Source organism: Bordetella parapertussis (assembly GCF_020735925.1).
Lineage (GTDB): Bacteria > Pseudomonadota > Gammaproteobacteria > Burkholderiales > Burkholderiaceae_B > Bordetella > Bordetella pertussis.
The window spans coordinates 2,466,881-2,488,998 of the sequence record NZ_CP085971.1; the positions used below are offsets into that span (position 1 = coordinate 2,466,881).

Consider the following 22,118-nt stretch of genomic DNA (forward strand, 5'->3'; position numbering starts at 1 on the left):
TCTTTTGTCGCGCGCTTAGAATTTTGTTTAACGGAAGTCATTTCCGTTCAACGGAATTAACACCAACTATCGCGCGCCAGCGCCCGGCCCCGGGCCGAGAAAAGACAGGAGACTTTCCATGCCGGACCACCACCCCGAAGATGTTGCCGCCCCGCGCCGCCGCGCACTGAAAACCCTCGCGGCGGCGTGCTCGCTCACGTTGGCCCCGCTGGCCGCGCTATCGCCGGCGCACGCCGCGGACGCCTTTCCCGCCAAGCCCATCACCCTGGTCGCTCCCTTCGCCGCGGGCGGATCCACCGACATGCTGGCGCGCGTCGTCGCCAAGGCCCTGGCGGCCGAACTGGGGCAATCGGTCATCGTCGAGAACAAAGGCGGGGCCGGCGGCACGATAGGCGCGGCCTATGTCGCGCGCGCGGCCGCCGACGGCTACACCCTGCTGCTCTCGAACGTCACCCTGACCTCGGCCCCGGCCCTGTACAAGAACATGTCCTACGACTTCAGCAAGGACATGTCGGCGATCTCCCTGCTCGGCCAGGTGCCCTGCGTCCTGGAGATCAACAAGGACCTGCCCGTCAAGGACGGCAAGGCGTTCCTGGACTATCTGCGCGCCAACGACGGCAAGCTGTACTACGGCTCTTCCGGGGTGGGCGCGGCGCTGCACATGGCGACGGCCTCGTTCCTGAGCGCGGCGGGACTCAGCGCGATCCATGTGCCCTACAAGGGGACCGGGCCCATGATGGTGGACCTGATCGCCGGAAACGTGCAGTTCGCCATCGATACGTCGGGCTCGGCATCGGCCCAGGTCCGCGGCGGCAACGTGCGCGGCGTGGCGGTGACGTCCCGCGAGCGCGACCCGGCCTGGCCCGGCGTGCCGACGCTGCGCGAACTTGGCGTGCCGTTCGAGATGACCATCTGGTACGGCATCTCCGCGCCAGCCGGCGTACCCGAGCCCGTCCGCCGGAAACTGCACGCCGCCATCGAGAAGGCCACGCGCACGGACGAAGTACGCACCGCGTACCAGTCCATGGGCATGCAGGTCGACACCCGCGGCGGCAAGGAATTCGAGCAGGTCATTGCGGAAGATACCGCGCGCTGGATCACGCTGGTCAAGGATGCCGGCATCAATCCGAGCTGAGCGCCATCGGCCCGCACGGCGACACCATCCGGACGGCGAGCGCCCCGCCGCCCCAGACACAGCGACAGGAGCAAGGAAAATGCAGGAAACATCACCGGCAACCGGCGGCCAGCAGTATGCCGACGACGCCCTCCCCATCGAGGACTTGAAAGAAGCCCCGCTACCGCCGTTCGAGGTCAAGGACACCGTGGTGTACCTGCGCGGCAGCCGTAGCCGGTCCTCGGGCAGCATGGCGTTTCCCGAACGGGAGGTATGCCTGCAGACCGGCGCGCGCGACATGGAGCCGTTCCTGTTCGGCCCCGACGCAACGCTGTATTCGTACACCACCGTCCACGTTTCGTCCGCGCGGCCCGTGCCCTACACGCTCGGCTATGTGGATTTTCCGAACGGGGTGCGCGTGCTCGCGCACGTACTGGCCGACCCCGCCCAGCCCCTGCATTGCGGCCAATCCGTCCGGCTGCGCGCCGATGGCGAGCGCTGGTTCGTCACGCCCGCCTGACCCGGACCAGGAGATATCAATGAGCAAAGTCTACATCGCCGGCGCGGCCATGATCCCCATGGGCAAGCACCGCCAGTCCAGCTACTCGGGCCTCGCCGTCCCCGCCGTGCTCAACGCGCTGCGCTCGGCCGGCATCGCGCCGCGAGATGTCGAAGCCGTGGTCTGCGGCCATGCCTTCGGCGGCATGCTGACCGGCCAGCGCATCGTCAAGGAAATGGGAATCGGCGCGGTCCCCGTCTTCAATGTCGATAACGCGTGTTCCGGCGGCGCCTCGGCGCTGCACCTCGCCTACAAGGATATCCAGGCCGGCATACGCGACATCGTGCTGGTCATCGGCGTGGACAAACTGACCCAGTTCGGCGGCGGGACGCTGCCGCTGGTCGCCGAGGATCCCGAAGTCCGGCTAGGCATCGTGATGCCGGCCGTCTACGCCATGCGCGCGCAACGCTACCTGTACGAACGCGACGCCACCGTGGCGGATCTCGCGCAGGTCAGCGTCAAGGCCCGCCGGCATGGCGCCCGCAATCCCTATGCGCAGTTTCGCTCCGAAGTGACGGTCGACGAAGTGCTGGACTCGCGGCCGATCTGCGACCCGCTGACGCTGCTGCAGTGCTGCCCGACCGGCGACGGCGCCGCGGCGGTGATCATGGTCTCCGAAGCGGGCCGGCGCAAACTCGCCGCCCCGGCCGTGCGCGTGGCCGCCTCGGTCGTCCATAGCGGCCAGGTCACCGCGGGATATCGCGACATGCTCAACCCCGAGATCAGCACCGACTCGGCGCGCGACGCCTATGAAGCGGCCGGTTTCGGCCCGCAAGACCTGGACGTGGTCGAACTGCACGACGCATTCTCGATTGCCGAACTGGTCTATTACGAGGCCCTCGGCCTGTGCCCGCGCGGCGAATCCGCCGCGTTCCTGCGCTGCGGCCAGTCCACCTACGGCGGCCAGGTCGTGGTCAACCCCAGCGGCGGCCTGCTCTCCAAGGGGCACCCGGTGGGCGCCAGCGGCGTGGCGCAGGCCGTCGAGGTCTATTGGCACCTGACGGGCCAGGCCGGCGAGCGCCAGGTGCCCGGCGCCAGGCGCGCGCTCAGCCACGTGACCGGCGGCGGCATCGCCGGCCTGGACCATGGCGCATGCACCGTGCATCTGTACGAAGCCGTCTGAGACGCCGCGACAAGAACAAGCCTGGAACAGCAGCAACATGCATGAAGTTCAACAGCAGTCCCCCGCGCCGGCCGCCAAGCCCTTGGCCGGCTATCGCGTGCTGGACCTGACGACCTTTCTGTCAGGCCCCTTCTGCACGCAGATCCTCGCCGACCTCGGCGCCGAGGTCATCAAGGTGGAGGCGCCGGACGGCGACTCCAGCCGGCACATTCCGCCGCACTTCGTGGACGGCGACAGCGCCTACTACCTCGGGATCAACCGGGACAAGAAGAGCCTGGCCGTCGACATGAAGCAGCCCGAGGGGCTGGCCCTGGTCAAGTCGCTGATCGTCCGCAGCCACGTGGTGGTCGAGAACTACCGGCCAGGGGTGGCGGCGCGGATCGGCCTGGATATTGCCGCCCTGATGGCGCAGCACCCGAGCCTGGTCTGGGCGTCGATCAGCGGTTTCGGCCAGGTCGGCCCGCTGCGCGACCGTCCCGCCTACGACATGATCGTGCAGGCCATGTCGGGCGTCATGAGCCTGACGGGCGAAGCCGGCCGCCCTGCCGTGCGCCTGGGCATTCCCGCCGGCGACCTGGCGGCCGGCATGTACGCCGCCATCGCCGTCAATGCCGCGCTGGCCGACGCCGCGCGCGGCGGACGGGGACGCCACATCGACATTTCCATGCTCGATTGCCAACTGGCCATGCTCTCGTACCAAAGCACCTACGCGCTGGTGGCCGGCGTGACGCCGCAACGCCAGGCGGCCCGGCACGACTCCATCCCCACCTATCGGTCGTTCCTCGCCGGCGACGGCCGCGAACTGGTGGTCACCGCCAACACCGAGCGCATGTGGAAGGGCCTGTGCGAGGCATTGGGGTTGCGCGAGCTGGCCCAGGATGCCCGGTTCTGCGACGCGGAGATGCGCCTGCAGAACCGCGAGCCATTGTGGGATTTGCTCGAGGCGGCCTTCCTCGCCCGTCCCGCCGCCGAATGGATCGAACCGCTGGCGGCCAACGGCGTGCCGGTGGCCTTGATCAAGACCGTGCCCGAGGCGCTGAGCGAAGCGCGCGCCAGCGGACGCGGCATGGTCATGCCCCTGCGGCGGCCAGGCGGACCGGAGATCGAAGTGGTCGGCAACCCGATCAAGTTCCTGGGCGAAGCCGAGCCGCCGGCCCGCTACCCGCCGCGCCTGGGCGAGGACGCGCCGGCGATCCTGGCGCAATGGCTCGGCTGGAGCGAACAGGAGATCCAGGCCATGCAGGCCAGGAAAGTCGTCATGTAGTTCCCGGCCGGCGCCATCCCGTGGCTGTCCGCGCCATGGCGCCCCGCTACAATGTCGGCCATCAGGGCCGGCGCAGGCCTTTCCTGCGCGGCCAGGACGGCGGCGCGCCGGCCGGCCTGGCAGGCCGGCGGCCGCGCTCGTCGCTACCGACATGGGAACTATGGCAAAGACAGACAATACGTTGGGCACCGTCGCGCGCGTGGTCGCATTGCTGCGCATCCTGGCCGAACGCAGCAACCGGGTCACCCTGAGCGACCTGGCGGCGGAACTGGCGCTGGCGCCTTCCACCATCCATCGCCTGCTGGCGCTGCTCAAGGACGAAGGATTGGTGGCCAGGGATCCCGTCACGAAGATGTATTACTGCGATGTCGAATTCGTGCGCATCGCCTCGCTGGTGGTGGATTCGTCGCAGATCAAGGACCTCGCCGCGCCCCTGCTGCAATCCCTGGTGGAACGGTTCAACGAAACCACCCTGCTGTGCCTGTACCTGGCCCAGCAGCGCCGCTACACCATCGTCAGCGTCCACCACGGAACGGAACTCCTGCGCTACGACGTCAAGGAGAACACGCCGCTGCAGATGGCATGGGGCGCCACGGCGCGCAGTATTCTTGCCTTTCTGCCCCAGGACGATATCGACCGCATCCTCGCCGAGGCCGGCCCGTCGGTCACCGGAGCCGACGTGGCCGATAAAACGGTGCACAAGGACCTGGCCCAGATCCGCAAGCGCGGCTATGCCGTGACCAAGGGGCAACGCATCGCCGGCTCCATCGGCCTGGGCGCGCCGTTTTTCGGCGTCGACGGCAACGTGCTCGGATCCTTGTGCCTGACCATTCCCCAGGGACGCTTCAACGCCAGGCGGGAAGCCGAATACACCCAGGCGCTGATCGAGCATGCGGCACGGCTGAGCCACAGCCTGGGCTACGTGGCGCCGTCGGAGGCAAAACCCCGGAAACCGGCCGCCGCGGCGCGCCGGGCCTGAGCAGGCAGCGGGCTCAGGCCCGGCGCGCCGGCGTCCAGGCATAGCCGGTACCGGTCGACACGCACACTGGACATATCGGCGGCGCCGGACGAAGGCGCGCGCGCCCAGGCTTCCCGCACCACGGCGATGCCGCAATGATGCGCCACCGCGATGCCGCGCCGCCCGGCCGGCACCGCCATCGACAGCGCCGGATCGTAGCGTTGCAGCATGCGCGCCACGACCTGCGTGGTGCGTTCGTCGTCGGCCACGTCCAGTGCCAGGGCGCCGTGGCAGCCTACCGTGCGCAGCGGGCGGTCCCAGCGCCGCGCGATGGCCGCGAAGCCGGCCAGCCGCGCCAGCAAGGCGTCTTCCAGCTCGGTGTCCGGCGCCGCCGCGCCGCGCTCGCGCGGGTCCAGCCCGGGCGGATAGTCCAGGCTCAGGCCCACGACGAGATCGGCGGCAAGCGCCCGCACGGCGCGGCCCAGGGCCGGCGCCTGGCCGTCGGCCAGGTAGACGATGCGGCATGCCGGCGGCAGCGCCGCCAATGCAGCGCCGGCGTCCGGGCAGATATGCGCGGCCCATTCGGCCTGGGCGTCGCTCACGGCGCCTCCTGGCCGCCGTCCTTGGCGGCCGGCGGCGTCATGTCGTAGGACGGCGCATAATCGTCCGGCGCGCCGGGCGGGATCGGCGGATAGGACTTGAGCGAGGCCTGGAACGCATTGACCATGCGGCGTATGGGTCCGCGCACCCAGCCTTGCATGGTGTTGACGTCGGTTTCTTCCTTGGGGTCCTGCATCAGGTTGAACACATAAGGCGTCTCCAGGTGGTTGGGCCCGGCATTGGGCTCCACCTCCCAGACGAAGTGCATTTTCCAGTCGCGCCATTTGGCCGCGCGCAGCTCGTTCTTGATGTAGTAGACAAAGCCCTCGCGCGCCGATTTCTCCTCGCGGCCCAGCAGGAACGCGGACTGGTCGACGCCGTCGATGGGCCGGTCTTGCGGCACCTGCAGGCCGGCGATGCCGGCCAGCGTGGGGAACAGGTCCACCACGTGCACGATCTCGTTGGTCTGCCGGCCGGCCGGCACCTTGCCAGGCCAGCGCACGATGAGCGGGACCCGCAGCGCCCCTTCCATCGCCGTGTGATAGGTGCCGGTCCACATGCCGGCGCTGCCGCGCCAGGGCCGGCGGTACTCCGGTCCGTTGTCGCTGGCGAAGATGAAGACGGTATCGTCGGCGATGCCGTGCTGGTCGACCGCATCCAGGATCTGCCCGATGCGCGCGTCCATCTCCACCAGGGAGTCGGCAAAATCGCCCTTGCCGGTGCGGCCTTCGAATTCGCGGTGCGGAATGGTGGGGAAATGCAGCTGCGTCAGCGGCACGTAGAGGAAGAACGGGGCCTTGCCCGCGTGGCGACCGATGAACTCGCAGCTGCGCTGCGTGAGCACCTCGTCGATGCGGCGGCGCATTTCCAGGTCGTAGCGTTCGCGCCTTTCGGCCGGACTGCCCTTGCGGCCCTCCATGACGTACGGCACTTCCACCACGTCGGGGTCGAAGCCCACCGCCTCCATGAACATGCTTTCGTTGGTGGTGCGCGGGATCCCGTACCACTCGTCGAAGCCGCGGTCCTTGGGGTAACGGCCCTCCTTGTCGCCCAGGTGCCATTTGCCGTACATGGCGGTGGCGTAGCCTTGCTCGGAGAAGGCCTGCGCCAAGGTGCGCTCCCAGGGAACAAGGCCCTGCGGCAGGCCGGCCGGCACCGACTGCATGGCGCCGGTGCGCACCGGGTGGCGCCCGGTCATGAGCGCCGAACGCGTGGGCACGCAATCGCTTTCCACGTTGAAGTTGAGAAACTGCGTGCCCTGCGCGGCCAGCGCATCGATACGCGGCGTGGGCGCCCCGCGGATGGCGCCGCCGCCATAGCACCCCAGCTCGCCCCAGCCAAGGTTGTCGGCCAGGATCAGTACCACGTTGGGATGTTGCGTCACTTGCGACATGAAATACCTCCGAATCAGTCCAGCTTGATGTTCAGTTCCGTGACCAGGCGGCCCCAGTCGGCCACGTCCTTGTGGATGAAGGCGTCGAACTGCGCGGCATCCATCGACTTGGGCGTCAGGCCGATCTCGCGCAGCTTGTCCTGTATCGCCGGCTGCGCGCCGATGGCGGCCATGGCGTCGGACAGGCGCTTGACGATCGCCGGCGGCGTGTCGCGCGGCGCCACCACGCCCACCCATTGCGAGCGCGTGATCTGCGAGTAGCCCAGTTCGGTCAGCGTCGGCACCTCCGGCATGGCGGGGTTGCGTTCGGCAGTGGTGACGGCAACGATGCGTATCCCGCCGCTGCGCGCCTGCCCCAGCAGGGGCGCGAAGCCCAGCACCGCCGCCGGGGTGGTGCCCGACACCAGGTCGGTGACCGCCTGGCCCCCGCCCTTGTAGGGCACGTGGATCATCTGCACGCCGGCCAGGTGGGTCAGCCACTCGCCGACGATATGCTGCGACGTGCCCAGGCCGGAGGTGCCGAAAGCAATGGTTCCCGGTTCCTTGCGGGCCGCGGCCAGCAGCTCGTCCAGGCTGGCGTACGGCGCGCGCATCGAGACGGCTACGCCGATGGGCTGGTCGCCCACCATCGCCACGCCAGCCATGTCATGGTCGAGCCGCCAGTCCATCTTGCGGGTGGCGCTGAGGATGGAAGCCGTGTCGGACGCAATGGCCAGGGTGTAGCCGTCGGCGGGCGAGCGCGACGCCAGCTGCATGCCGATGGCGCCGGAGGCGCCGGGCCGGTTCTCCACCACCACGGTCTGGCCCAGGGCCTTGCCCAGCTCCACGCCCATCAGGCGCGCAACCGTATCGTTGGTGCCGCCGGCCGCCTGCGGCACGATGATCTTGATGGGCTGGTCCGCCGGCCACTCGGCGCTGGCCGCCGCGGCGCCCAGCAGGCCGGCGCCAAGCAGCAGGATACGTAAGACTGTTTTCATGCGCTTCCCCTTTTCGTCTGCATAGCGAAAGACCTGAGTGTAGGGATTGGGCTGCAAAGTTAATATTCAAAAAATCCTCTTATGTGATAACCAATACCTTTCACTCCCCCTCCGCCATGGTCCAACGTTCGCGCGCGGCGCTCTCGCACCTGAAGTTCCGCCACATCGCCCTCATCCAGTACCTGCTGCAGGAAGGCACGCTGCGCAAGGCGGCGCGGCGGCTGAGCATCAGCCAGCCGGCCGCCACCGCCATGCTCAGCGACATCGAGAACCTGCTCGGCGTGCAGCTGTTCACGCGCAGCCGCCAGGGCGTGGCGCCCACGGCGCAAACGCTGGCGCTGGCGCCGCGGCTGTGCATCCTCATGAACGACTTCGACGAACTGGGCGCCATGCTGGACCGGCTGGACACCGGCGAGCACGAGGTGCTGCGGGTCGGCGTGGTGCCGCAGGCGTTCACCGTCCTGCTGCCGCGCGCCATCGAGGGCTTTCGCCAGGCCGGCGGCTGTCATCTGCATACGGTGGAAGGCAGCGCGCAAGACTTGCTGGCGCAGCTGCTGGCCGGCGAACAGGACTGCGTGCTGGGGCGCCTGCCGCCGGACGTGGCCAAGCTGGGCCGCGACATCGCCTCGCTGACCTTCGTCAACCTGTACGAGGATGACGTGTGCGTGGTGTGCGGGCCCGACCATCCGGCGGCGCGCCTGAAGAAACCGGGCTACGCCCGGCTGGCGCAGTGCGACTGGGTGCTGCAGCGGATCAGCTCGAGCGTGCGCCAGGCGCTGACCGAGGCCTTCCTGCGCCAAGGGCTGCTGCTGCCCCACCCCGTGGTGGAAACCCCCACCTACACCCAGGCGCTGGACATCGTCGCCGCCACCCGCCTGCTGACCGCGGCGCCCCGCCACACCGCCATGGCGCACGCGCGCAGCGGCCGCGTGAAGGTACTGGACATCGCGCTGGGGGTGGCGCCGATGCAGGTCTGCCTGATCCTGCGCAAAAGCGCCGAGACCCATCCGCAGATCGTGCGCTTTCGCTCGGTCTTCGAGGCCATGCCCATGCGGTTTCCGGACGCCTGAGCGGCGGCGCCGGGCATGGGCGGGGCTTTGCTTGGCGGTCCACGCCGGCTACTCTGTACGCAGTCCGCCGCGGCAACGCGGCGATACCGCTGGCAAACGACACACGACGAGGATGACGATGTCCCGCTGGACTTTCTATACCGCCCCTGGCACCTGTGCGCTGGCGACGCACATCGCGCTGCACGAAGCCGGCGCCGATTTCGATCTGGTCAAGCTGGATTTCGGCGCCACGCAGCAGCAAAGCCCCGACTACCTGCGCGTCAACCCCAAGGGCCGCGTGCCGGCGCTGGCCACCGAACATGGCGTGCTGACCGAGAATCCCGCCCTGCTCGCTTTCATCGCGCAGAGCTTTCCGCAGGCGCAGCTGGCGCCGCTGGGCGATCCGTTCGCGTTCGCGCGCATGCAGGAACTGGCCAACTACCTGGCCTCCACCGCGCACGTCGCGCACGCGCACAAACGGCGCGGCGCGCGCTGGGCCGACGACCCGGCCGCGCACGAGGCCATGCGCGCCAAGATCCCCGAGAACATGACGGCCATCGCCGGCTACCTGGAATCGCAGATCGTCGGTCCCTGGGCACTGGGCGAGCGCTTCAGCGTGGTCGACGGCTATCTGTACACCGTCGGCAGCTGGATGGAAGGCGACAGCGTCGACATGACGCGCTTTCCCAAGCTGGCCGACTACCTGGCGCGCGTCGGCGCGCGGCCGGCCGTGCAGCGCGCGCTGGCCGAGATGAACGGCTGAGCGGCGCGTCGCCGCAGGCAGCACTGGGTCCCGTTCGGAACCGCCAGCGCAGCACCGCGCTGGCGGTGTGCTGGAGGTTGAAATATACGTCAATGACGTATATCCTTCCATGAATGGAGTTCATCGAAACCCCAATTTTCACGCAATTGATCACCGCGTTGCTGTCGGATGAGGAATATTCCAGGCTGCAACAGCTGCTGATCGACAACCCCGAAAGGGGCGATCTGCTGCGTGGGGGCGGCGGTATACGAAAGATGCGTTACGGCCGGCAAGGCACGGGCAAGCGAGGTGGCATCCGGGTCATTTATTACTGGATCAGCCAGGATTGTCAGATCTACATGCTTGCGGCTTATGCAAAGTCGAAGAAGATCAACCTGACCCCGGACGAAATCGCGGCGCTGCGCGAACTGGTCAAGGAACTGTAACGATGAAAAAAGACAACACTGTGTTCAACGACCTGCAAGCCAGCCTGAAGCAAGCCGTGGCCATTCGCCAAGGCAAGATGCCGCCATCGCGTGTATTCAAGGTTGAGACTGTGGATGTGAAGGCAACGCGCGAAAAAACGCACATGTCTCAAACGGAATTCGCCAAAGCCATCCACGTCAGTGTCCGTACGCTGCAGAACTGGGAGCAAGGTCACCGCAATCCGACGGGCCCTGCCGTGGCGCTTCTGAAAATCGTGGCAAGCGCCCCGGACATTGCCGTGCGAGCGCTGCGGACCGCGTAAGGCAAGCCGCCATTCAGAACCGCCAGCGCAGCACCGCGTTGGCGGTGTGCTGGCGGTTGCCGCCGCCGAATTCCCCCGCGTACGCCACGTCCAGGAAGGCATTGCGCGCCACCTCGATCCCGGCGCCCACGCCCAGCAAGGCCGCATCGCGCGCGATCGGCGCGCCGGCCACCTCGAAGGCGCTGCCCTGGCCGAAGGCCAGCGTGCTTTGCGGCGTGCGATCGCCGAAGGCATGCCGCCAGCCGGCCATCGCCCGCAGCGTGGCGCCGGCGCCGAGCGGCACCGCCACGCGCGCCCCGAGGGTCGTGGTGGCCATGTCGTCGCGGCTGCTTGCGCCGCTCAACGCGGCGCTGCCGCCCGTCTCGGTGAAGCCGCGCACGCGCAACTGGTTCCAGGCCAGTCCCGCGAATGGCTCCAGTTCGGCTGTCATGCCCAGCGGCATGGCGTAGCTCAGTTCGGTGAACAGCTGCGTGGTGCTGGCGCCGTAGTCCGCCGTCAGTTCCTGCCGCAGGTCGCCCACGTCGACGCGGCGCTCGCTGGCGATGTCGTGCCAGGTATAGGCGGCGCCAGCCAGCAGGTTCAGGCGTCCGGCGCCCGTATCCCAGGCGCGGCCGCCATAGAGCGCGGCGGTGTAGCTGGCGACGTCGGTTTGCGAGGCGCGTGCGTCGACCTCGATCCGGCCATCGGTAAAGCCCAGCGAGCCGCCCACGCGCCAGCCGTTGGCCAGCGCGGTGTCGGCGCCGACGAACAGCCCGCCGACATGCTGGCGCACCTGCGCCGCGTTGCCGTCGCCGTCCAGGCGTTGCCAGGCGCCGACCACCTCGGCCCAGGCCGGCGACGGCGCGCCCGGCAGCGCCGCCGCGCCGGGCGCGCTGCCGCTGGCCGCCATCGGCGCGCCAGCCTGCCAGGCCAGGCCCAGGTGGTCGCGCAAACGCCCCAGGTTGACCTGCTGCGCCTGGCGCGCGCTCGTCAGCAGCGCGCTGCGCGTGCTGGCGTGCACCTCGCCCGACAAGGCATCGAAGGCCGCCGGCGGCGCGCCTTCGGGCAGCGTCTCTATCGCGCGGTAGACCGGGTGGGCAGCCGGCAGCGTCTCGGCGGCGCGGGCGGTGGCGCGCTGGTTGGCCGTATCGGCCAGGTCGGCGAAAGCCAGTTCGCCGCTGCCTGGCGCGCCGCGGCGCTGCAGGGTCAGCGCCACGCTGGTCGCGTCATACGACAGCGCCGGCGCGAGATAGGCGTAGTCCGAACCGACGGCATCGAACTGGCCGAGCCGCCGGCCCGCGGTGAGGATCACGTAGCGCTGGCGCGCCTCGAACCCGCCTTCCGGCCCGACATGCAGGACCGTGCCGCCGCGGATGTCGGCCGTGCCGCTGACCGTCACGCGATCGCTGGCCGTGCCGGCCGGGTCGGCTTCGACCTCGAAGCGCGAACCCGGCTCGAACACCAGGTCGCCCGCCACGCGCAATGTGCCGATGGAATTGCCCGGCGCCAGCGCGCCGCCGGCCCGGACGGTGGTGTCGCCCACCGTGCCGGTGCCGCCCAGCGTGCCGCCGGCGGCCACCGTCATGGCCGAGCCCGCCATCTCGGCATCCACGGCCAGGCGTCCGGCGCGTACGGTCCAGGACAGGGCCGCCGCGTTGCCGCCGGTCAGGCGCCAGGAGCCCGTGCCGGTCTTCTCGTACGCCGTGAAGCCGCCATACCGGGCCACGCCGCTCCACGCGGCCGGCGCGCCGGCCACCAGCGCCGACACGTCGAAGACGCCCGGCTGCGCGCCCCCCAGGGCCAGCACGTTGGCGCCGCCCGTGGCGACGGCATTGCCTTGCAGGACGGACCCCGCGCGCAGCTCGAAGGTGTTGCCCGCGCCATCGATACGCACCGCGTCGGCCTGCTGGCCGTCCGCGGACAGGCCGCCGGCGATGCGGCCGGCGTTGACCAGGCGATTGCCGTTGCCGGCGATCCGCACGCCGGCGCCGCCCGCGCCGCCATCGCCGCCGTCGAGTTCCCGGCTGGCCTCGCCCCGGGCCCCGTTACCGCCCTGGATCAGGCCTGCGGTTTCCACCTGCCACCGCGACGCCGACACGAACAGGCCGGCCCCGCCGGCGCCGCCCGCGCCCGCCCTGTGGGTAACCGGCCACGTGGCGCCGCCGTCGTCGCCCGCGCCGCCGCGACTGGACTGCAGATCCGCGCCGACGCTGAGCGCCTGGGCCACGCCGCCGCCGTTGCCGCCCGCCGCCCCCCCCCCCCGCCATCTCGTAGACCAATGCGCCGCCGCCTCCGCCACTGTCACTGCCGCCGCCGCCCCCGCCATAGTGAGTCGATTCGCTGCTGCCGCCCGCGGCGCCGGCACCGCCGCCGGCGCCGCCGTTACCGCCGGGTACGGGCGTCGTCCTGTCGCCGCCCAGGCCCGGCGCGGGTCCGCTGCCCGGCTGTCCCGCCAGCCCCGGGCCGCTGGCGCCCGCGCCGCCGGACGGCCCGCCGCCGTCCACGCCCAGCAGCTCGGCATGCGCGGCAGCGCAACAGGCCAGCGCGCCGGCCAGCAGCAGTCCGCCGCGCGCGGCCCGCGCGGGCAACGATCCAAATGGGTGTTCGATTCGAAAAATCGGTTTCATGAACGAGCATCGAGTCCGGGTTGTCGCGACCCTGGGGCCGCGCTACAGTGCAGCAAAAGTTACGATTACTTTCGCTCTGTGTCTGTCCCCCGAACGGGGGACAGCCGGGGCCGCACGGAGACGCACGCCATGCAAACCTGTACGCCGACGCGGCCGGCCGGATCGCTGCGTATCGCCATCGTGGAGGACGACCCGGCGTTTCGCCACGCCGTGGTCGCGGTGATCGCGCACGAGCCCGGCATGTCCGTGCTGGCCCAGGCGCAGACCTGCGCCCAGGCGCGGGCCATGCTGCAAGGCCCGCCGGCCGACGTGCTGCTGGTCGACCTGGGGCTGCCCGACGGATCGGGCATCGACGTCATCCGGCAGGCGCGGCGGCTCTGGGACGATTGCGACATCATGGTCAACACCATGTTCGGCGACGAGGCGCACGTGATGCGCTCCATCGAGGCCGGCGCCTGCGGCTACCTGCTCAAGGACAGCGAACCGGCCGGCATCGTGCGCGACATCCGCGCCCTGCGCGACGGCGGCAGCCCGATCAACCCGCTGATCGCGCGCCAGTTGCTCGACCGGCTGCGCCAGGGCCTGCCTGCCGCCGCGCCGCCCGCCGCGATGGCGCTGTCGCCACGCGAGCATCAGGTGCTCGAACGGATCACGCTGGGCTACACCTACGACGAAATCGCCCGCGACCTCGAGGTTTCGCGCCACACGGTGCAGACCTTCGTGCGGCGCATCTACCGCAAACTGCAGGTCCACTCCAAGGTCGACGCCATCAATGCCGCGCGCGGCCTGTGCCCGGATGGCTGAGCGCCGGCGCCTGGCGCGGCGGGCCTGGGCGCTGCTGGCCTGGCTGTGGCTGGCGCTGCCCGCGGCCGTGCTGGCCGAGCCGCGGCATTTCACGGCCGCGCAGTTCCTGCTGCAGGACGAGGCAGCGGCCGCTGCGCCGGATCGCGTGCCGGCGTTGGGCCCGCCCGGCGACTGGCAAAGCGTGGCGCTGCCCCATGCCGGCCTGCAGCGCCGCGTGGTGCCCGATCCGCAGGCCGGCGACGCGGCGCTGGCCTGGTACCGGCTGGACCTCGACGCCAGCGGTGTCGACGACCCCGTGCTGTATCTGCCGCGCTGGCAGACCGTCGGCCGCCTGGCCGTCTACGGCGACGGCAAGTTGCTGTATCGCTCGGGCGGCAGCGCGCAATGGAGCGGCTTCAACCGGCCGGTGTGGCTGCCCCTGGCTGCCGGCGGCCCGCCGCCCGCGACGCTGCTGCTGCGCATCAGCAGCCTGGACGGCGCGGGCGCGGGGCTGTCGACCGCCTGGGTCGGCGCCGCCGGCGAACTGCGTTGGCGCTACGAGCTGCGCCGCTGGCTGCAGCAGGACCTGCCGTACCTGGCCAGCGCGGTGTTCCTGGCGATCGGGCTGTTCGCGCTGGGCGTGTGGGCGGTGCGCCGCAAGGAGTCCATCTACGGCCTGTTCTTCGCGGCTTCCGTGGTGTTCTACCTGCGTTGCCTGCATTACCACGCCGGGCCGTTCCAGTTGCTGCTCGACGACGAATGGTTCAGCTGGCTGACCATCACCTCGGTCGGCTGGCTGGCGATTGCGTCCTATTTCTTCGCGTTCCGCCTGCACGGCCGCACCTATCCGCGCAGCGAGCGCGCCATGCTGGCCGGCATGGGCGCGCTGACGGCCGCCATGCTGCCGGTGTGGCAGATCCATCCGCATCTGGTGCTGCTGGCGCCGCTGGCCTACCTGGGCATTACGGCGGTCAGCCTGTTCGCCTGCCTGCTGGCGGTCTGGGGCGCGTGGCGGGCCGGTTCGCGCGACGGCCTGGCGCTGGCCTGCTGGAACCTGGCGGCCATCCCGGTGGCGGTGCACGACATGCTCCTGCAGAACTACAGGCTCAGCATGGAACACGTCTACCTGCTGCCCTATACCGGCATCGGCATGTTCGTCATCTTCCTGTATGTGGCCTACCGCCGCTACCTCAACGCGCTGGCCGGGGCCGCCGGCGCGCAGGCCACGCTGCAGCGCCGCCTGGCCGAGCGCGAACGGGAGCTGGAGCACAGCCACCGCCGCCTGCGCGACGTCGAGCGCATCCGCATCCTGGCCGGCGAGCGCGAACGCCTGATGCAGGACATGCACGACGGCCTGGGTTCCTCGCTGGTGTCGGCGCTGCGCATGGTCCAGCACGGCAACAGTTCGGAGGGCGCGGTCGCTCAGGTGTTGCAGGAATGCCTGGATGATCTCAGGCTGACCATCGATTCGCTCGAACCCGCCCAGACCGACCTGGCCCTGCTGCTGGCCACGCTGCGCTTTCGGCTCGGACCGCGCCTGCAGGCCGCCGGGCTGGCGATCGACTGGCGGGTCGGCCCGCTGCCGCCGGTCTCCTGGCTGACGCCGCCGGCCGCCCTGCACGTGCTGCGCATCCTGCAGGAGGTGTTCACCAATATCCTCAAGCATGCGCGCGCGCGCCGCCTGACCGTGAGCACCCGGCTCGAGCCTGCGCACGCGGTCATCACCATCATCGACGACGGCGCGGGGTTTTGCGGTCCGCGCCAGGCGCCGGCCGCATCCAGGCCCGGGCGCGGCCTGACCGGCATGCAGGCGCGCGCGCGCCATCGAGGCGCGCCTTCTCTGGCGCGTGGTGGCGCGCGGCAGCCATTTTGAACTGCATGTGCCGCGCGGGCCCGCTCAGAAGCTGACTGCCAGGCCGACCGAAAACCCCGATACGTTGTTGCCGAACACATAGCGGCCGACCAGCCGCGTGCGGGTGATGAATACGTCGTAGGCGCTGGAATCGAGCTCCAGGCCCGCGCCCACCGAGGTCAGGCGATCGAAACCCAGGATGCCGCGCTGATCGCCCAGGAATTCCGAATGCGTCAGCTCCAGCACGTAGCGCAGCGGCCGCTGCAGCAGCGTCGCGCCGGTGGGCGCCCGATAGCGCGCCCACAGATTGGCCGATTGCGCCGTGGCCTGGCCGCGCACCGCCGCCGAGCTGTCGAAACTGCGCAGCCGGATCTCCGAGTAGCGCAATTCCACGTCCACCTCGTAGCCCGGCCGGTAATGCTCATAGTCCAGCATCAGCGACCCGCCCAGCCCGTAGGCGTTGAGCGAGCCGCGGTCCAGGAAGTCGATGTCCTGCCCGGTCTGCCGCCCCACGTACCAGCTGGCCGCGCGCAGGTCGCTGGTCACGTTGCCCAGCGCCACGTTGAAGATGGGCCGCAGCTTCAGCTCGTCGGTCAGCGGGAAATCCCAGCCTATGCCGCCGGTGGCCGAGACGCTGTTCCACTTGGCGGGGATGCGGCGCGATTCGACGCCTTGGGTGGCGATGAAGGTGGGGTCGTAGCGGCTGGCCGCCAGCACGCCTTCCAGGTAGAGGGGCACCGATTTCGAGATGGTGTCGCCGCCGCCCAGCTGCGTCATGTAGAACTCGGTCGACCCGCTGGTCGAGCCCCCGCCGCCGGCGATGTTCAAGGCGCTGGTGGTGATGTCGGGAACGATGGAAAACGACATCAGCGCCAGCACGCCATTGGCGCGCTTTTGCAGGTCGTCCTTGCTCAGGCGCAAGCCTTGCTGGCCCCATGCGGCGGATGCCGCGGCGCAGGCCGCAAGCGCCATCAGCCACGAGCCCAGCCGCCTGGCCGCCGGCCGCATGCCTAGCGCTCCCCGGCCCCGCCCACGAACCAGCGCAGATACGGATTGTCGCGGCTGGCGCGCGCCAGCGCCGGCGCATGGCTGGCCCATGCCTGCCGGTCGCCCTGGTAGGCGGCCAGGGCGCTGCGGTACAAGCACGTCCAGCTCGGCGCGCGCGCGGGCGATCTCGGCGGCGGCGATGACGCCGTCGCCCTGCAGGGGCGGCGCGCCGCGCAGCGCCATCAGCGCCGGCAGCGTGCGCGCCACTTCGCGCGGCCGCACCCAGCCGGCATACTCGATGGCGGGCCGGTCGTCGGTCACCGCGGGCGTCTGGCCGGCAAAGCGCGCCAGCCCCGCGCGGTCGGTGACCCAGGTCGCCAGCAGCGCCGCCGGCGAATCCACCCCCACTTCCGACAGCGCTTCGCGCACGCCGGGCTGGGCGTAGCGCGCGGCGATGCGGGCGGCGTCCAGCGGCAGGGGCGCCAGCGAGCCGACCAGCAGCATTTCGTGGAACTCCGTGGTCCACAGCGTGGCGTGCGGGAACACCTCGATGAAGCTGGCCACCAGCGCGCGCGTATCGTCCAGGTTCTGCGTGGGCAGCGGCAGCCATTGCGCGGCGATGCCGTACATGTTCAGCCGCCGGGCGGCCAGCGCGTAGAAGTCGCGCGAATACAGGTTGACCACGCCGGCGGCCGACGGCGGCGGCGGCTCCAGGGTGATGAGGTCGTAGCGTTCGGGGCTGGCCAGCAGCTCGCGCCGCCCGTCGCGCAGCCGCACTTGCAGGCCGGGGTCGCCGGCCGCGCCGTAGGCGCCCTGGAACAGCGGCGCGGCGTGCAGCACGTCGGGCAGCAGTTCGGCCACCACGCGCTGGCGCAGCCCCGGATAGCGCGACAGCGCGCCGGCCGTGATGCCGGTGCCATAGCCGATCACCAGCGCCGAGCGCGGTTCGCCGGCATGCACGATGAGCGGCAGCAAGGCCTGCAGCCGCATGTAGCGCAGCGAAGGCATGGCGTCGCCCGAGTTGGAGACGCCCTGGATGTAGAGACGATGGAAGCGCTGCTCGCCCTGCCCGCTTTCCACCACCGCCACGGTGCCGCCATGATTCTCTTCGTAGAACAGCAGCCTGCCGCCCTGGGCGCCCGGCAGCAGCCGCGCCAGGTGCGAGGCGGGCAAGGCCCAGGCCAGGATCAGCGCCGCGCCGGTCAGCGCCGCCACCAACGCCCGCGCCATCGCGGCCGGGGCCGGCGCGCGCCACGCCGCCAGCGCGCCCACGCAGCATGCCGCCAGCGCCAGCAGCGCCAGGGCCCGCACCGTGCCCAGGTACGGCAGCAGCACGAAGGCCGTCAGCGCGGTGCCGGCGATACCGCCCAGCGTATTGCCGGCCAGCACCGCGCCGGCGCCCTGGCCGCGCCGCCCGGGCGGCACGGCAATGCGCAGCACGGCCGGAAACGCCGCGCCCAGCAAGAGCGTGGGCACCAGCACCACCGCCGCCGCGGCCACGGCGAAGCGCGCGCTCATGCCGGCCAGGCCGCTGGCGGTCCAGTCCACCACGGCGGCCTCGGCCACGCTTTGCGCGGCCACCAGCCAGCGGCCCAGCAAGGCCGCCTCGACCAGCGCGGCCACCCCGGCGCCGGCGATCAGCAGGCCGAACACCCGCCACGGATCGCCCAGCCGGCTCTCCCAGCGGGCATACCAGGCCGCGCCGCCGGCCAGCCCCGCCAGGTACACCGCCAGCACGATGGAAAACGCGAACGCGCGCGTGCTCATGAAGGGCACGATCATCTGCGACCACAGCACTTCGTAGCCCATGGCGATGGCGCCGGCCACGCTGTACAGGCCGATGGCCAGGCGGGCTCCCGGCGACCATTCGCCAGCCGCGGGCGTCGCCACGGGCTGCTCGGCGAGTCCGGCGACCGCGCCGCGCCGATGGTCCAGCCAGCAGGCGCCCAGCGCGGCCAGCAGGTTCAGGCCCGCGGCCGCCCAGGCGCTGCCCTGCACGCCCAGCGCGGGAATCAGCAGGAAGGCCGGCAAGAGCGCGCCGGCGATGGCCCCGCCGGTATTGGCCGCGTACAGCGTGGCCCCGGAGCGCCCCACCCGGCCCGCGCCGGCCGCGCGCAGCAGCACCGGCAAGGTGCCGCCCATGAGAAACGGCGCCGCGCCCACCAGCAGCAGCACCGCCAGCCAGGCCAGCCAGGGGCTGTACTGCTCGCCCTGCACGAAGAGCGGCGCGGCGCGCGCCAGCGCCAGCGTGACCGCCAGCGCCAGGACCGCCACGCCGGCCTCGATGGCCGCGTACAGGCGCAGCGGGCGCAGGCTGCGGTCGGCCCGGCGCCCCAGCCACCAGCCGCCGGCCGCCAGGCCCAGGAAGAAGGCGCTGAGCGCCAGCGCGATGGCGTGCACTTCCACGCCGACGATCAGCGACAACTGCTTGATCCACAGGATCTGGAATATCAGCGCCGCAGTGCCGGACAGCGCCAGCAAGAGGGCCGGCGCCCACAGTCCGGCCAGCGGCCGAGCTTCGGCGCGCGGCGGCGCCGCCGCGCGCCCGGCCCGCAAGGGTGTGCTGCTCATGTCGAGTGATCCGTAAAAGACATGCCCATGGCGTGCGCGACGCAAGCGGGCGCGGGGCCTGCCCGCGCCCGCCCGCGCCTACTTGCCCTGCTTCTTCTTCTGCTCTTCGAAGTACTGCATGATCTTGCGATCCACCTCTTCCTGCACCTGGTCCACGCTGAAGCTGGCAGGACGCTGGCTGGGCGGCCACTCGACGAAGGTCTCCAGGAACTCCGAGGCCTTGGCCGAGCCGATGAAAGCCAGGTAGGCGTTCTTGGACAGCCAGTCGTAGTACTGGTCGGACACGATATCGGCGCGCTCGTAGGGGTCCATCCTCAGGTTGAACACCTTGGGCACCCGCAGGCACACGAAGGGATCCTTCCACACGTCGAAGCCGCCGGGCGCGCGCTGTTCGCAGAACACGATTTTCCAGTTCTCCATCCGCATGGCGACCAGCAGGCCGTCGTCGTTGAAGTAATAGAATTCGTTGCGCGCGCTCTTGTCGCTCTTGCCGGTCAGGTACTCGAGCTGGTTGTAGCCGTCCAGGTGCACTTTGTAGTTCTTGCCGCCGTTGCCCGCGGCCCAGCCCTTGAGCAGCTTTTCCTTGATGTCGCCCTCGCCCGCCGCGGCCAGCAGCGTCGGGAACCAGTCCAGCCCGGACACCATGCCGTTCCTGGTCACGCCCGCCGGGATGTGGCCGGGCCAGCGCACCATGGCGGGCACCCGGAACGCGCCTTCCCAGTTCGAGTCCTTCTCGTTGCGAAACGGCGTGGTGGCGGCGTCCGGCCAGCTGAACTGGTTGGGCCCGTTGTCTGTCGTGTAGACCACGATGGTGTTGTCGGCGATGCCCAGGTCGTCCAGCTTCTTGAGCAGCTTGCCGACATCCTGGTCGTGCTCCCACATGCCGTCGGCGTAGTCGTTGCCGGGCATGCCGCTCTTGCCCTGGTGCTCGGGCCGGATATGCGTATAGATATGCATGCGCGTGGTGTTCATCCACACGAAGAACGGCTTGTCGCCCTTGCCGTGCTTGTCGATGTAGTCCAGCGCGGCGCCCACGGTTTCGTCGTCGATGGTCTCCATGCGCTTGGAGGTCAGCGCGCCGGTGTCCTCGATCTTGCCGTCGGCGCTGGCCTTGATGACGCCTCGCGGCTTGTACGCCTTGACCACCGGATCCTTGGGATCCTTGGGCCAGTACGGCCGCTCGGGTTCTTCCTCGGCATTGAGGTGATAGAGGTTGCCGAAGAATTCGTCGAAGCCGTGCTTGGTGGGCAGATATTCGTCGCGGTCGCCCAGGTGGTTCTTGCCGAATTGCGCGGTCACGTAGCCGTGCGCCTTGAGCGCCTGCGCGATGGTGACGTCGCGGTCCTGCAGGCCGACGTCGACGCCGGGCACGCCGACCTTGGACAGGCCGGTGCGCCGCGGCGACTGGCCGGTGATGAACGAGGACCGGCCCGCCGTGCAACTGTTCTCGGCGTAGTAGTCCGTGAAGATGATGCCCTCCTTGGCGATTCGGTCGATATTGGGCGTGGTGTAGCCGACCACGCCGCGCGTATACGCGCTGATGTTGGCCTGTCCGATATCGTCGCCGAAGATCACCAGGATATTGGGCGGCTTGCCGGAGGCTTGCGGCTTGGCCGCATCGCCCTGGGCCTGCGCATGCGCGCCGGCCGCCACCGCCAGCCCCCCGGCGGCCACCAGCGCCGCCGTCAACCATCGTCTTGCATTCATGACTGCTCTCCTCGCCCGACAGGGCCTTGTGCCGCCAAGTCAACAAACTTCAGGGTTGTTCGAATGCGTATACGCGCTTCCACTCGGTCTTCATGTCCACCACGGTCCAGTCCTGCCGCCGCGCTTCGTCCAGCGCGCGATCGAGCCTGCCGATCCGGGAATCGCGGTCATAGGCCCATTCGCGCTGCGCATCGGTGTGATGCACCAGGCCGGCGAAACGCTTGCCATCGCCCGCCGCGGTCCATTGCAGCATCTGCAGGTCGCCGTCCGAATTACCGAACGCCAGGATCGGGCGCCGGCCGATGTAGCGCTGGATGGCCACCGGCTTGCCCGGTCCGTCGTCGTTGAATTCCAGCTTGCCGTGGCGCCACAGCGTGGGCTCGCCATCGCGCACGCCGTAGGTCGTGACGAAGCTGGAGCCGATGACCTGCTCCGGCGGAATGCCATAGGCCTGCTGCGTCCAGGGCCGCATGAACTCGGTTTCGCCGCCCGAGACGATATAGGTCTTGAAGCCGTGGGCGCGCAGATAGTCCAGCAGTTCGCGCATGGGCGCGAAAGTCAGTTCCGTATAGAGCCGGTCGAAGCGCGGATGGCGGGCGGTCGAGGCCCAGTACCTGACGCTGCGGGTAAAAGTGTCGGTGCTCATGTCGGTGTGCGTGGCGCCGACGATTTTCATCAACGCCGCGTCGCCGCCCTTGGCCAGCGCCGCGTGGTCGTCCTGGAGCGCGGCCTTGAACGGCTGGCGGCGCGCCCAGTCGGGATGGCGCGGGGCCATGCTCTTGACGCGGTCCAGCGCGAACAGCATCTGGAAGTACATGGGCTGCTCGCTCCACAGCGTGCCATCGTTGTCGAACACGGCGATGCGTTCGTCGGCGGCGACGAAATCCGGCCCGCCGGAGCGCGTGACCGCGCGCACGAACTCGACGATGGCCGTGCGCGACGGTCCGTCGTTCCAGGACGGCAGCTCGTCGACGGACGCGGCCTGCTGGCGCGGCGCCGCGCAGGCGGCCAGCAGCAAGGCCATGGCGGCCGCGCCCAGGCGCGCCGCCCAGCGGCGCCAACTCTCGGTCGTATGTCTGTTCATC

The 22,118-nt window shown here is 70.0% G+C and carries 17 protein-coding genes and 2 pseudogenes; 11 read left to right on the forward strand and 8 right to left on the reverse strand.

Annotation, left to right across the window (positions count from 1 at the left end; all coding sequences use genetic code 11):
* The first annotated feature begins 118 nt into the window (after positions 1-118).
* The 5 genes from LK409_RS11780 to LK409_RS11800 all read left to right on the forward strand — a co-directional run bounded on the left by LK409_RS11780 (position 119) and on the right by LK409_RS11800 (position 5,039).
* Positions 119-1,135: a Bug family tripartite tricarboxylate transporter substrate binding protein gene (locus LK409_RS11780; RefSeq protein ID WP_003811501.1), complete on the forward strand. Its 1,017-nt coding sequence runs from the start codon at positions 119-121 to the stop codon at positions 1,133-1,135.
* 79 nt (positions 1,136-1,214) lie between these two features.
* Positions 1,215-1,634 (forward strand): Zn-ribbon domain-containing OB-fold protein, encoded by a 420-nt coding sequence (locus tag LK409_RS11785; RefSeq protein WP_010928705.1) that lies wholly within the window; start codon positions 1,215-1,217, stop codon positions 1,632-1,634.
* Between the two features lie 19 nt (positions 1,635-1,653).
* On the forward strand, positions 1,654-2,796 hold the full coding sequence (locus tag LK409_RS11790) for a thiolase family protein (RefSeq protein WP_010928706.1): 1,143 nt from the start codon (positions 1,654-1,656) through the stop codon (positions 2,794-2,796).
* Between the two features lie 37 nt (positions 2,797-2,833).
* Positions 2,834-4,060 (forward strand): CaiB/BaiF CoA transferase family protein, encoded by a 1,227-nt coding sequence (locus LK409_RS11795; RefSeq protein WP_010928707.1) that lies wholly within the window; start codon positions 2,834-2,836, stop codon positions 4,058-4,060.
* Positions 4,061-4,220: 160 nt separating this feature from the next.
* A complete protein-coding gene (locus LK409_RS11800) occupies positions 4,221-5,039 on the forward strand; it encodes an IclR family transcriptional regulator (protein WP_226376556.1) in 819 nt (272 codons plus the stop codon).
* On the opposite strand, the gene LK409_RS11805 is transcribed toward LK409_RS11800, so the two are convergent.
* The 3 genes from LK409_RS11805 to LK409_RS11815 are packed head-to-tail and all read right to left on the reverse strand — an operon-like array spanning position 4,979 to position 7,988.
* Positions 4,979-5,620, reverse strand: a complete 642-nt coding sequence (locus LK409_RS11805; protein WP_010928709.1) for a LamB/YcsF family protein — start codon at positions 5,618-5,620, stop codon at positions 4,979-4,981. The two genes, LK409_RS11800 and LK409_RS11805, sit on opposite strands and share 61 nt — an antisense overlap.
* Positions 5,617-7,011, reverse strand: coding sequence for an arylsulfatase (locus tag LK409_RS11810; protein ID WP_003811536.1), 1,395 nt, complete (start codon positions 7,009-7,011; stop codon positions 5,617-5,619). The genes LK409_RS11805 and LK409_RS11810 overlap by 4 nt, the downstream gene beginning before the upstream one ends.
* 14 nt (positions 7,012-7,025) lie before the next feature.
* Positions 7,026-7,988 (reverse strand): Bug family tripartite tricarboxylate transporter substrate binding protein, encoded by a 963-nt coding sequence (locus LK409_RS11815; RefSeq protein WP_041937418.1) that lies wholly within the window; start codon positions 7,986-7,988, stop codon positions 7,026-7,028.
* Between the two features lie 116 nt (positions 7,989-8,104).
* On the opposite strand from LK409_RS11815, the gene LK409_RS11820 reads away from it, so the two are divergent.
* From LK409_RS11820 to nadS, 4 genes are all read left to right on the forward strand, one after another.
* On the forward strand, positions 8,105-9,058 hold the full coding sequence (locus LK409_RS11820) for a LysR family transcriptional regulator (protein ID WP_041937234.1): 954 nt from the start codon (positions 8,105-8,107) through the stop codon (positions 9,056-9,058).
* A 118-nt stretch (positions 9,059-9,176) separates the two neighbouring features.
* Positions 9,177-9,800, forward strand: a complete 624-nt coding sequence (locus LK409_RS11825; protein WP_003811542.1) for a glutathione S-transferase family protein — start codon at positions 9,177-9,179, stop codon at positions 9,798-9,800.
* A 113-nt stretch (positions 9,801-9,913) separates the two neighbouring features.
* On the forward strand, positions 9,914-10,225 hold the full coding sequence (locus LK409_RS11830; RefSeq protein ID WP_003811545.1) for a type II toxin-antitoxin system RelE/ParE family toxin: 312 nt from the start codon (positions 9,914-9,916) through the stop codon (positions 10,223-10,225).
* A gap of 2 nt (positions 10,226-10,227) precedes the next feature.
* Complete coding sequence (nadS, locus tag LK409_RS11835; RefSeq protein WP_003811547.1) at positions 10,228-10,527, forward strand: NadS family protein; 300 nt, start codon at positions 10,228-10,230, stop codon at positions 10,525-10,527.
* A gap of 13 nt (positions 10,528-10,540) precedes the next feature.
* Here nadS and LK409_RS11840 read toward each other — a convergent pair.
* A pseudogene (locus LK409_RS11840) lies at positions 10,541-13,133 on the reverse strand (autotransporter outer membrane beta-barrel domain-containing protein).
* Between the two features lie 129 nt (positions 13,134-13,262).
* On the opposite strand from LK409_RS11840, the gene LK409_RS11845 reads away from it, so the two are divergent.
* Positions 13,263-13,937, forward strand: a complete 675-nt coding sequence (locus tag LK409_RS11845; RefSeq protein WP_010928712.1) for a response regulator — start codon at positions 13,263-13,265, stop codon at positions 13,935-13,937.
* Entirely contained in the window at positions 13,930-15,789 is a 1,860-nt protein-coding gene (locus tag LK409_RS11850; RefSeq protein ID WP_010928713.1) for a sensor histidine kinase, read from the forward strand. The genes LK409_RS11845 and LK409_RS11850 overlap by 8 nt, the downstream gene beginning before the upstream one ends.
* A 24-nt stretch (positions 15,790-15,813) precedes the next feature.
* On the opposite strand, the gene LK409_RS11855 is transcribed toward LK409_RS11850, so the two are convergent.
* The 4 genes and pseudogenes from LK409_RS11855 to LK409_RS11870 all read right to left on the reverse strand — a co-directional run bounded on the left by LK409_RS11855 (position 15,814) and on the right by LK409_RS11870 (position 22,117).
* The gene (locus LK409_RS11855; RefSeq protein WP_010928714.1) at positions 15,814-16,776 is read right to left on the reverse strand and encodes a hypothetical protein; all 963 of its coding nucleotides are present in this window, start codon (positions 16,774-16,776) and stop codon (positions 15,814-15,816) included.
* A 2-nt stretch (positions 16,777-16,778) separates the two neighbouring features.
* A pseudogene (locus tag LK409_RS11860) lies at positions 16,779-19,326 on the reverse strand (spermidine synthase).
* Between the two features lie 78 nt (positions 19,327-19,404).
* Positions 19,405-21,033 (reverse strand): arylsulfatase, encoded by a 1,629-nt coding sequence (locus LK409_RS11865; protein WP_010928715.1) that lies wholly within the window; start codon positions 21,031-21,033, stop codon positions 19,405-19,407.
* 49 nt (positions 21,034-21,082) lie between these two features.
* Positions 21,083-22,117, reverse strand: coding sequence for an HAD family hydrolase (locus tag LK409_RS11870; RefSeq protein ID WP_010928716.1), 1,035 nt, complete (start codon positions 22,115-22,117; stop codon positions 21,083-21,085).
* Position 22,118: the final 1 nt, after the last annotated feature.

Excerpts from the sequence above, each read along its gene's own strand:
- nadS (WP_003811547.1), top strand. The coding sequence starts at position 10,228 with ATGAAAAAAGACAACACTGTGTTCAACGACCTGCAAGCCAGCCTGAAG.
- LK409_RS11870 (WP_010928716.1), bottom strand. The coding sequence starts at position 22,117 with ATGAACAGACATACGACCGAGAGTTGGCGCCGCTGGGCGGCGCGCCTG.
- LK409_RS11810 (WP_003811536.1), bottom strand. The coding sequence starts at position 7,011 with ATGTCGCAAGTGACGCAACATCCCAACGTGGTACTGATCCTGGCCGAC.
- LK409_RS11795 (WP_010928707.1), top strand. The coding sequence starts at position 2,834 with ATGCATGAAGTTCAACAGCAGTCCCCCGCGCCGGCCGCCAAGCCCTTG.
- LK409_RS11790 (WP_010928706.1), top strand. The coding sequence starts at position 1,654 with ATGAGCAAAGTCTACATCGCCGGCGCGGCCATGATCCCCATGGGCAAG.
- LK409_RS11855 (WP_010928714.1), bottom strand. The coding sequence starts at position 16,776 with ATGCGGCCGGCGGCCAGGCGGCTGGGCTCGTGGCTGATGGCGCTTGCG.
- LK409_RS11800 (WP_226376556.1), top strand. The coding sequence starts at position 4,221 with ATGGCAAAGACAGACAATACGTTGGGCACCGTCGCGCGCGTGGTCGCA.
- LK409_RS11830 (WP_003811545.1), top strand. The coding sequence starts at position 9,914 with ATGGAGTTCATCGAAACCCCAATTTTCACGCAATTGATCACCGCGTTG.
- LK409_RS11850 (WP_010928713.1), top strand. The coding sequence starts at position 13,930 with ATGGCTGAGCGCCGGCGCCTGGCGCGGCGGGCCTGGGCGCTGCTGGCC.
- LK409_RS11785 (WP_010928705.1), top strand. The coding sequence starts at position 1,215 with ATGCAGGAAACATCACCGGCAACCGGCGGCCAGCAGTATGCCGACGAC.
- LK409_RS11780 (WP_003811501.1), top strand. The coding sequence starts at position 119 with ATGCCGGACCACCACCCCGAAGATGTTGCCGCCCCGCGCCGCCGCGCA.
- LK409_RS11865 (WP_010928715.1), bottom strand. The coding sequence starts at position 21,033 with ATGAATGCAAGACGATGGTTGACGGCGGCGCTGGTGGCCGCCGGGGGG.
- LK409_RS11815 (WP_041937418.1), bottom strand. The coding sequence starts at position 7,988 with ATGAAAACAGTCTTACGTATCCTGCTGCTTGGCGCCGGCCTGCTGGGC.
- LK409_RS11820 (WP_041937234.1), top strand. The coding sequence starts at position 8,105 with ATGGTCCAACGTTCGCGCGCGGCGCTCTCGCACCTGAAGTTCCGCCAC.
- LK409_RS11845 (WP_010928712.1), top strand. The coding sequence starts at position 13,263 with ATGCAAACCTGTACGCCGACGCGGCCGGCCGGATCGCTGCGTATCGCC.
- LK409_RS11825 (WP_003811542.1), top strand. The coding sequence starts at position 9,177 with ATGTCCCGCTGGACTTTCTATACCGCCCCTGGCACCTGTGCGCTGGCG.